This is a genomic window from Neisseria sp. P0021.S005 (assembly GCF_051956955.1).
Genome location: NZ_JBQCWY010000809.1, coordinates 1 through 998 on the forward strand (window position 1 = coordinate 1; position 998 = coordinate 998).

The 998-nt window shown below is 51.5% G+C and carries 1 protein-coding gene and 1 pseudogene; both read left to right on the forward strand.

Annotation, left to right across the window (positions count from 1 at the left end; all coding sequences use genetic code 11):
• Nucleotides 1–65 precede the first annotated feature (65 nt).
• The gene (locus tag ACTHUE_RS19460; RefSeq protein ID WP_049322796.1) at nt 66–803 is read left to right on the forward strand and encodes a methionine ABC transporter ATP-binding protein; all 738 of its coding nucleotides are present in this window, start codon (nt 66–68) and stop codon (nt 801–803) included.
• A gap of 1 nt (nt 804) precedes the next feature.
• Nucleotides 805–998: pseudogene (locus ACTHUE_RS19465) on the forward strand (ABC transporter permease); the annotation flags it as partial.

Consider the following 998-nt stretch of genomic DNA (forward strand, 5'->3'; position numbering starts at 1 on the left):
CGCGCCGACAACCGCCGTCTGCACACCCTGATGGCCACACGAATTAAAGAAAACACGGATAAACCATGATTATTCTGGATCACGTCTCCAAACACTATCAAACACGCGACAACAAAGACTTTGTCGCCGTCGAGCCGACCAGCCTCGAAATCAAACAGGGTGAAATCTTTGGCTTGATGGGCTATTCCGGCGCAGGCAAATCCACCCTGCTGCGCCTGATTAACTTATTGGAACGTCCGGATACAGGTACCGTCAGCGTGTGCGGCCAAGAGCTGACCGCACTCAACGCCACGCAACTGCGCCACGCCCGACAAAACATCGGCATGGTATTCCAACAGTTCAACCTATTGAGCAACCGTACCGTTGCCGAAAACGTCGCCTTCCCTTTAGAAATTGCCAAATGGCCGTCTAAAAAAATCCAAGCGCGTGTTGAAGAATGTTTGGAAATTGTCGACTTGCAAGACCGTGCCAACCATTACCCGTCCCAACTTTCCGGCGGTCAAAAACAACGTGTCGGCATTGCCCGTGCGCTGGCGCCGCAACCTCAAGTCATCCTCGCCGACGAACCCACTTCCGCCCTCGACCCCGCCACTACGCGCAGCGTTTTGAAATGTTTGGAAGACATCAACCGACGTTTCAACGTAACCATCGTCATCGTTACCCACGAAATGAGCGTTATCCGCCGCCTGTGCGACCGTGCCGCCCTCTTGGATAAAGGCCGTCTGCTGGAAATCGTTGAAGTACACGGCAACCAAATCCATGCCCAATCCAAAATCGGGCAAGAGCTGATTCGAGAGGACTAATATGGCAGATTTAACATTTGAAAGTGCTGTTGAGACCATCGTCAGCATGAAGGGCGAAATTATCCAAGCCTTGGGCGAAACCTTTATTATGGTCGGCCTATCGACTACTTTCGCCGTTATCTTCGGTACGATTTTGGGCGTATTGCTGTTTGTGACGTCAAGCCATCAGTTGCACTACAACAAACAGCTGAATTT